Here is a 9,367-nt window from a genome sequence, read left to right on the forward strand (position 1 = left end):
CCTTATACGTTAAATCATTTGCTCAGACGATATAATATGCTCACCTGGCTCTGCTGCCAACGCAGCATCGAGCATGGCGGCAGCAATATGCGCCGCAGGATTGATTCGCCAGCGCTTAGGTAATATAGGCCCAGTAACACTCAGCACACCAGACATAACACGTTCACCCAGACGAAACTCGTCGCGTGGTCCGCCAATTAATCCAGGCCGCGCCAGAGTCAGTGAAGTAAAACCTATGGTGCGCAACGACTGCTCAAGCTCACCTTTAACCCGGTTATAGAAAAAGCGCGATTGCGCATCGGCACCCATCGCTGAATTCAACACAAAGGTTGGTGTACCCGCTTCGTGGGCCAGCTTTGCAACATGCAGCGGATAGTCATAATCGACACGCCGAAATGCTTCTTGCGAACCTGCGCGGCGCATTGTAGTGCCCAGCGCACAAATGACAGCATCAGCCTGCCACCAGTCAGCCGTCTGCTCTAGTTGCTCAAAATTAACCTGCAGTGATAATAACTTAGGATGCGCGGGTAACTCTCGGCGCACAGGAGCCACTACACTGGCCACGCGTGAATCGTTTAAGGCTTGTGTCAAAACTTGTTTGCCGACTGCGCCTGTCGCGCCAACGAGTAACAGTTTTTTTGCTGAGTTCATAGTTCTCTTCCGTAGGCTTCTTTTACACATACATAGGAAATTGAAGGAAAACGATTAAGAGAAATTATAGGAATAAAAAAAGGACCTAAAGGTCTAATGCCGATCAGTTAAGGATTGGCAGATAAAAATTTAACGGATCAGTTGACCGATCCTGTAGACCCTTCAAAATCCGTAATCAGATATCTGATTACGGATTTTTTTATGTTGTTTAGCCAAGCCCTCGAAACTCTGCAAGACTTCAAGCCAGATGACTTTAATAAGCTATCAGACTTGTTAGAGCCCGAACTCATTGAGCAGTGCCTGCAAGACACTGGAGTTACCACAGTGCGCAAGCGACGCTTGCCTATGGACTTAATGGTCTGGACGGTGGTTGGTATGGCGTTGTTTCGTGATATGCCGATGCGTCAGATAGTGTCACATTTAGATTTGATGTTGCCTGGCCAACGGCCATACGTAGCGCCAAGTGCAGTCGTGCAGGCGCGGCAACGGCTAGGCTCTGATGTTGTGAAACTGATGTTTGAGCGAACCAATGCACTTTGGTTTGATAAGCTCCCCACCTCAAACTGGAATGGTCTATCAATGCTCGCGGTCGATGGCACGGTGTGGCGAACCCCTGACACCCCTGAGAACGATGAACATTATGGACGAACCGTGAATGGGTCAAAGCCTTCTGATTACCCGCAGGTACGGATGGTGACGCAGATGGAAGTGAGCAGCCACCTAACGATGGGGGCGGCATTCGACAGTGTCGATGTAAATGAAATGGTGCTCGCCGCACAACTTATTGAAAACACGCCGAACCACTCACTCACCCTGTTTGATAAAGGCTTTTACTCACTTGGCCTATTGCACACGTGGCAGTCTACCGGGGAAGAAAGGCATTGGCTCATTCCTGTAAAAAAGGGGACTCAGTACAGCGTATTACGAAGCTTCAGCGACGATGACAAAATCGTCGAGCTCAAGCTATCTTTGCAGGCTAGGAAGAAATGGTCAGATGCACCGAGCAGCATTCAAGCTCGACTAGTGTCAAAAAAGATAAACAAAAAGCAAGTGGATGTTCTGACCTCAATGGTGGATGTATCGCGCTATCCGCAAGAAGATATCGTTGAGCTCTATACCCATCGCTGGGAAATTGAGCAGGGATATCGGGAAATGAAGCAGTATATGTTGAACAACGAACTGGCCCTGCGCAGCAAGCGGCCAGAGCTTGTCACACAAGAGCTGTGGGGGATTCTATTAGCTTACAATCTGCTGCGCTACATGATGGCGCAAATGGCCTATAGCTTAAAAGATGTTGAACCCTATCAAATGAGCTTCAAACAAACATCGGTGTATCTCGTTGGCCAGCTACATATGTTTGCCCACATATCACCGGGGAATTTACCCAAGATATTTAAAAACATGATGGACATGGCAAGCGCATTTGTCCTGCCTGAGCGACGAGAGCGCAGCTACCCACGCTCAACAAAAAGAAGGCCGAGTCGTTATCCGACTCGGCCTCCTTCAAAACCTGCTCGTCGTAAGCTTAACTGACAAGCAGTACATGTATGCCAATCACCCACCTGCGGGTAATCATCAGCATAATATCAGATAACCCAATAAAGACATGCAAAACAGACACCTGCAAAAGCTTTTATAAAGTAAACCTTTTTTAAAGATGCTGAATACCTCCACTGCAAGCAGCGCTTCTAATGGCCGGACTAATTGCTACGCCTTGTTGTTTCCCTTTTCTTTATAAATCAGTGTATATAAAGTCGGAATAACAAACAGGGTCAGTACTGTTGAAGTGATTAGTCCTCCCAGAACTACAGTTGCCAACGGTTTATGAATTTCACTGCCAATTCCCTGCGACAATAAAATAGGCACTAACGCAAGTATTGAGGTTATGGCGGTAATCAAGACAGGCTGTAAACGGGTTGCTGTGCCTTGTAGCACAGCGTCCTGCACTGACATTCCACGCTGCCGTAAGCCATTAATCGCATCTAGTAATACCACGCCATTTAGCATTGCTACACCAAAAACAGTTATAAAACCAATAGCGCTCGGCACTGATAAATATGTTCCACTTAGGTACAGAGCAATAACCCCGCCGACAAGGGCCACAGGCACATTAGTTACTACCAAAGCCACCTGTTTAATGGAGCGAAAAGCCAGGTACAGAAATAGCGTAATAATCAGCAGAGAAACCGGTACCACTACCATTAACCGTTGCTGCGCTCGCTGCTGATTCTCAAACTGTCCGCCTATTTCAATCGTATAGCCGGCAGGTAAGTCAAACTGCTGGATTGCCGATTGAATATCAGCAACCACACTACCCATAGCCCGGCCACTGATATTAGACTCAATGACAATTCGGCGCTGGGCGTTTTCGCGGCGAATCATCGGAGCTGCCGATTCACGCGTGATTTCAGTTATATCTCCCAATAAAACAATTGCTCCGCTGGCTGTTTTTAGCGGAATGCGCGCAATGGACTCTGGTGAGGCACGAAAGTCAGAATGAAGTCGTACATTTATATCATGACGGGCATTACCATCCAGAATCTGCCCCGCATTTTCTCCACCCACACCTAAACGTACCCAGGCCATCAAGTCTGCAACATCAAATCCGTAACGGGACATTGCGGTATAATCAGGGCGAATAGTTAATTGCTCTTCACCACTAATTTGCTCCAGCGCCACGTCGGTAGTTCCGGGGATAGCATCCACTAAACGTTGTAGTTCCTCGCCCTTTTCCGCCAGAACACCCAAATCAGAGCCAAATAACTTGATCGCCAATTGCGCCCGAACCCCGGATAACAGCTCATCAACCCGTGTTGCTATAGGCTGAGAAAAATTGAGTACAACACCAGGTAGCTCACCCAGCACTTCATTCATTTTACTTTGTAGTTCTTCGCGGGTGGCTGCGGTCTGCCACGCCGCCATATCGGTTAAACCGATGTACATTTCGATATTATTAATAGGCTCAGGATCTCCACCCAACTCAGGGGCGCCTATACGCGACAACGCGTAGGTCACTTCCGGGAAGTCCATCAGCATGCCTTCCAGTTGCTGTGCTACACGAATGGAAGTATCCAGATTTGCCGACGGTGCCAGAGTAACCCGCATATTAATTGTTCCTTCTTCCAGTTCCGGGGCAAACTCTGTTTCCAGTCGTGGACCAAGCAGCACTGCTATGCTGACAAATGCCAGCGTAACCACCCCTACCCATAGCGGCTTTTTCAAACTCAGGGTAAGGCCCCGAATAAAGCCGCGTTCAACAATATGGTATATCTTCGGCTCAACATGTTTAGGCGCTTTTTTGAATAAGTACGATGCCAGCGGTGGCACTATAACTAACGCAACTATTAAGGAGCCTGCCAAACCTAAAATGACGCTGACCGCCATAGGCTGAAATAACTTACTTTCCACCCCTTCAAGAAAAAATAAAGGAACAAACACAGTCATAATAATCAACGTTGCAAACATGACTGGCCGGGCAACCTCCTGACCCGCTTCAATAATATGCTCAGTCACTGTCATGGGCCGGGTACTTTGCGATGCTGTAAGTCGTTGAAAAATCCGCTCGACCATCACGACCGACGCATCAATCATCAAGCCTGTTGCAATAGCTAATCCGCCCAACGACATCAGGTTGGCTGAAATTCCCCACTGATGCATAAAAAGCAGCGCAACCCCTATTGACAACGGGATCGATAAAAGCACTAACACTGAAGCGCGGATGTTTCTTAAAAATCCAAGCAAAACCAAGACAATCAGCACAAACGCAAAAAAAACAGCATCCCTGATTGTAGTTACCGCTCTTTCAATCAAGTGCGACTGATCATAGTACGCTTCAAGGTATACGCCCTCAGGGAGGGCGCTATTGATACTATCTAAACGCGCTTCAATACCATCGATAACAGCCTTTGTATTCGCACCTGTCCGCTGCAAAATAATGCCAGCAACCACTTCGCCCAGAGCCTCGGTCTCACCTGACTCATTTTTTTCAGTCATTGTGACTGCACCCACTCGGATTTCATGGCCAAAACCTACCGATGCGACATCGCCAATTCGCACCGGAATTCCCTGACGCTGTATAATTGGTAGTTGACGAATAGCCTCCAGCCCAGCATCACCCGCCGGCAGCATACCTGCACCACGAACGACTAACTGATTATCACCCTGAGGCATAAACCAGCCACCAGCATTCAGGTTATTATCGGCCAATGTGCTAAAGACCTGCTCCATAGTCAGGTCATATTCTAGAAGGCGTACGGGATCAATTTGCACCTGGTACTGCAGAACTAGCCCACCGAAGGACAAGATTTCAGTGACTCCATCCACGGGCATCAACAGTAACTTGACCAGAAAATCATTCAATGTGCGTAAAGCAGCCGCATCATACGCCGGATTATCTGAGCGCAATGTGTATTGGAATACCTCACCAAGGCCGGACGTATTAGGCCCCATTTCAGGTATTCCAAGCTGTTCAGGAATCATCTCGCGCGCTTCACTAAGCTTTTCAAATACTTGCTGGCGGGCAAAATAAATATCAGTACCGTCTGCAAAAACAACAGTTACCACCGACAAACCAGTGCGGGATAACGAACGCACCTCTGTCACTCCCGTTAAAGCGTACATTGATGATTCAAGCGGATAGGTAATCAACTGTTCGACTTCTTCGGCTGCCAGACCATTGGCCTGAGTGTTAACCGTCACCTGTACATTGGTTACATCTGGAAATGCATCTAAATTTAGTCGAGGAATAGTAAAAATTACCCCGCCAATAAAAACACTCAACAGGATAAATACCATTAAGCGGAACTGAATCAGACGACTTAAAAGTGTAGAAAACATTGCTCAGCTCCTTAATGGTTGTGGGTATCGAAACCATCTTTTGCCAGTTCAGATGCGATAAAAAATGCACCTTTCATGACCAACCTGGCACCTGGTTCAATACCACTGACAAGATGAAGTCCACCTTGGCTCTCCAACACGGCAACCTCAACAGAACTAAACGTATTTTGTTCATTTTGCACGAATACGCGCCATTGATTACCCTCCTGACGGTGCAATGCTGCATCAGGTACGAGTACGCCCTGCTGTTCAGCAGACGGTAAATGAACTTCAGCAAACTGTCCGGCATGCCAATGAGTCGAACGGTTATCTACAGAAATAAGGATCTGCTCAGTTCGGGTCACAGACGACACGTAATGACCTCGGCTCAACACCTCTCCGGTTACCAACTCTCCATTCACGTTAACAACAACAGACTGCCCCGCTTCCAGGGGCAACCGGTGTCTTACCGGCAACTCTGCGGCCACCCACAACGTTGATTCATCGTTAACCCGCAAAAGAGATGTTCCGGCTGATAGAGTCTGCCCGGCGGAGTACTGTAGCTGTTCCGGTGATAACTGCACTTTCCCGGCCATCGGTGATAACACCTGAACCTGACCAATACAGTCAGAACAACTAAGCAATGCAGTGATTTGTGCGTCCGTCATAAACACCGAGCGCAACACGGCACGCCGCCGCTCGGCTTCAATTCTGGCCTGAACCCGAACTGTATCGCTGACTACGCCTTCTTCCATACGTTGAATGCGCGATAACTCCTGCGCTGCCAGTACGAAATCTGCCTGAGCGTCAGCAATCTCTCGCCCACCAATGGTCAAAAGCTCATCTCCGACAGCTACACTTTGGCCGATGCTTGCATCGTAATGGATAATTCGTACGTCCAGTTGTGGGGCAATCACAATACTGCGCGCCCGATCATTCAAAAGTTGCCCGGGCACCGTTGTCTGCAGTGAAAACCCTGAACCCACTGCCTGTTCAACTTCGATACCAGCAAGTCTTTGCTGCTCATTTGTCAGAGTAACTTGGCCGCTGTGTTCATCGTCGTGATTATCATCATGTGCAACCGCTGCCCCAATAAAACACGCACTGATTATCGTGCTCAGCACAACGGCGAAGGTACATTTTGCTAAGATACACTGGACCACACGCCCCGCTCTATAAGCAGTGCTTGATATGATTTTCATAAAAATATTTCCGGTATGTATTCAGTACACAAATCCACCCGCTATATAAGCGAGTTCAAGTAGTCGTAGATATAGAAGAAATAAAGTTATGCGATGGGAGGGCGAAATGAGGAATCAGAAAAGAGAGAATTGAAACGCACTGACAGAAGAGCGACTCCAGAAGAAAGTAGCGTTCTATCCGTCGTTTTAGAACAAGCAGCCATCATCGTGATACCGCCATGACACTGGCAGTCGAGACATAGCTCGTTAAAGTCTGAATCGCTTAATTCTGCTGAAATTGCAGTGTTTGCCTGAAGCTCAAGGTGTATATGTGAGGTTTGACTGTCATCATGTCGTTGTTCACTCAAATGCAACTGATGCACACCCGTACCAGCCAAAGAAAGCTGAGCGAGCAATATCAGAGTCATTATTGATAAAAGTGCGTGACGCATGGACAGTCCGGTTAAGCCTGAACTAAAATTTAGGCTCAGTATAGCAGATTATTAACCGGTAATAAAAGATGAATTACCACGCTAAAAGGCGTGCATAGTACACAGTAATTCTACATAGTTAACACATGGTCGGTTTGACAGAACACCCTGTTTTCAAATAATCTGACGACCGTCCGGCTTGATAAAAAATTATTGAATACGCATGTGTACACGATTGTAAAGGCTATAAAAATAAACGATTCAGGCGTTACTTAAGGGGAAATATGCTGCTACCCATACTCATTCTTCTGCCCTTTCTGGGATGTATCGCCGCGGCTTTTATGCCAACCCATGCACGCAACCGAGAGGCCTGGTTTGATGCAGCTATCGCACTCACTTCTCTTATTCTGACATTATCTCAATACTGGTTTATCAGTGACGGAAATGTTCTGCGCTATCAGGTTAGCTGGATGGAGCAGTAAGGCCTCTGTAGCCTTTTTTAATATGTCTTTTTCCATCTCAATGTCACGAATGCGCTTCTCAAGCTCGCGTATTTTCAGCTGCTCTGGCGTCATCGGCGTGGCTCTGGGGCTTTCCCCGTCACGCTCCTTTCGAAGCTGACGAACCCATTTATCCATAGTCGAATGTCCGACGTTCATGGCTTCAGCAGCTTCTCGAACTGTGTAGTTTTGGTCGACTACCAGCTGTGCTGCTTCAAGTCGAAATTCAGGGCTAAAGTTACCCTTTGGTCTTCTGGTCATGTTGTCACCTAATTGTCTCTTGGTGCATGACGATGATAGCACCTCTAATTAGGTGGCCAAATTTAGTTTGCCACTACAAAGATACCCATTAATAGCCATTGTAGGGCTTTTAGTTGCAGGAGATGGGCAGGAAATAAATTCTGCAGTAGAATGCGCCAACTCTATTTGAGTACCCCTTTCATAAAACACACCAAATGTTCCTATGCTTGACGAAGAAAATTGTAGTTGCCCCCGCTAAAACGGACAGTTTAACTTGCCACTTTAAGAGCTCGATACTCTCGCGGTACAGCATTTTCAATCCGCTGTGCGGATGGTAATTGTTGTAATCGTCGAACCACTCAGGCAGTTTAGCCAATACAGTCGCGGCATCCGGGCGGTCATTCAGATACACGTAATCTCGTTTAAAAGTCTTCACAAACGCCTCGGCCATGCCATTGCTTTGCGGGCTACGAACCGGCGTGGTGCACACCTTAAAGCCTAGTGAGCTGGCGAACTGCCGTGTTTCATCGGCGATATAGCAACTGCCGTTATCGGTCAGCCACTCAACCGTGTGAGGCAGCTTTTGCACGTCGCCGAAGCGTTGCTCGATGCTTTCAACAAGCACGTCCTGAACCATGTCTGCGCGGATACCAGTGGTGGTCGCAACGTAGCTCATGATTTCACGGTCACAGCAGTCCAGGCTAAACACAACGCGTACTTTTTCTTTATTCCAGCACGTGATTTCAAAGCCGTCTGAGCACCAGCGGGTGTTCGGATGCAGCGTAATCACCTGACCGTCATGAGCACGGTGCTCACCCACACGACCACTATGCTTGCGCAGCAGCAAGTTATTTTGCCGCATCATGCGGTACACGCGCTTCGGATTCACTCGAGCAATAGCGTGCTGCTCGGTTTTCAACTGCCGATTTAGATGCGCGGTAATACGTCGATACCCGTTGCTACCACGTTCGCTGCAGATGTCTTCAATCAGTGGCAATAAAAGGGCGTCATCACTCTTACTGTAACGCGCCGAGCGACCTTTTTGACGCCCATTCAGACGCTCATGTAAGTTGGAGCGCGACACGCCAAGAATCGCAGCTACTCGGAGGACAGGGAACCGTCTGGTGGCAGCAATGGCATGCGCGATATCAACTTTTTTGAGTGGGCTATCTCCAGCGCCTCTTTTAGGATTTCCGTTTCCATGGTTTTACGACCAAGCAACTGCTCAAGCTGCTTAACTTTCTTTTGAAGCGCTTTATGGTCTGCGGCACTGACGACCTCGTCACCAGATTGAATTGCAGACATGCCACCATCTTGCATGAGCTTTTTCCACTTAAATAATAAACTCGGGGTGATACCGTTTTGCCTGGCCACCAAGGACACCGAATAACCGGGTTGCATGGTCATGGCAACAAATTTGGCTGATCTGTACCAGTACTTTTGGACACCGAGCTAAGTGAGTAAAATCACTTAACGAGGTGAATCATGAAAGCAAATAAAATACGCAAAGTCCACACACAAGAATTTAAAGCAGAAGCCCTGAAATTAG

General features: G+C 47.7%; 5 protein-coding genes and 2 pseudogenes. 1 reads left to right on the plus strand and 6 read right to left on the minus strand.

Going from position 1 to position 9,367, the window contains the following annotated elements; translation table 11 throughout:
* Window positions 1-9 precede the first annotated feature (9 nt).
* Window positions 10-651, minus strand: a complete 642-nt coding sequence (locus tag CWE07_RS12220; RefSeq protein WP_111570115.1) for an NAD(P)H-binding protein — start codon at window positions 649-651, stop codon at window positions 10-12.
* Between the two features lie 201 nt (window positions 652-852).
* Here CWE07_RS12220 and CWE07_RS12225 point away from each other — a divergent pair, with 201 nt between their 5' ends.
* The gene (locus CWE07_RS12225; protein WP_111570114.1) at window positions 853-2,184 is read left to right on the plus strand and encodes an IS4 family transposase; all 1,332 of its coding nucleotides are present in this window, start codon (window positions 853-855) and stop codon (window positions 2,182-2,184) included.
* Window positions 2,185-2,358: 174 nt separating this feature from the next.
* Here the strand turns inward: CWE07_RS12225 and CWE07_RS12230 are convergent, their stop codons facing one another.
* From CWE07_RS12230 to CWE07_RS12250, 5 genes and pseudogenes are all read right to left on the minus strand, one after another.
* The gene (locus tag CWE07_RS12230) at window positions 2,359-5,487 is read right to left on the minus strand and encodes an efflux RND transporter permease subunit (RefSeq protein ID WP_111570113.1); all 3,129 of its coding nucleotides are present in this window, start codon (window positions 5,485-5,487) and stop codon (window positions 2,359-2,361) included.
* 11 nt (window positions 5,488-5,498) lie between these two features.
* Window positions 5,499-6,590, minus strand: coding sequence for an efflux RND transporter periplasmic adaptor subunit (locus CWE07_RS12235; protein WP_157983271.1), 1,092 nt, complete (start codon window positions 6,588-6,590; stop codon window positions 5,499-5,501).
* Window positions 6,591-6,754: 164 nt separating this feature from the next.
* On the minus strand, window positions 6,755-7,099 hold the full coding sequence (locus tag CWE07_RS12240) for a hypothetical protein (protein WP_126819010.1): 345 nt from the start codon (window positions 7,097-7,099) through the stop codon (window positions 6,755-6,757).
* A 458-nt stretch (window positions 7,100-7,557) separates the two neighbouring features.
* Window positions 7,558-7,839 (minus strand): annotated as a pseudogene (locus tag CWE07_RS12245) (transposase); the annotation flags it as partial.
* Window positions 7,840-8,017: 178 nt separating this feature from the next.
* Window positions 8,018-9,267: pseudogene (locus CWE07_RS12250) on the minus strand (IS3 family transposase); the annotation flags it as partial.
* Window positions 9,268-9,367: the final 100 nt, after the last annotated feature.

The organism is Aliidiomarina maris (assembly GCF_003987335.1).
Classification (GTDB): domain Bacteria; phylum Pseudomonadota; class Gammaproteobacteria; order Enterobacterales; family Alteromonadaceae; genus Aliidiomarina; species Aliidiomarina maris.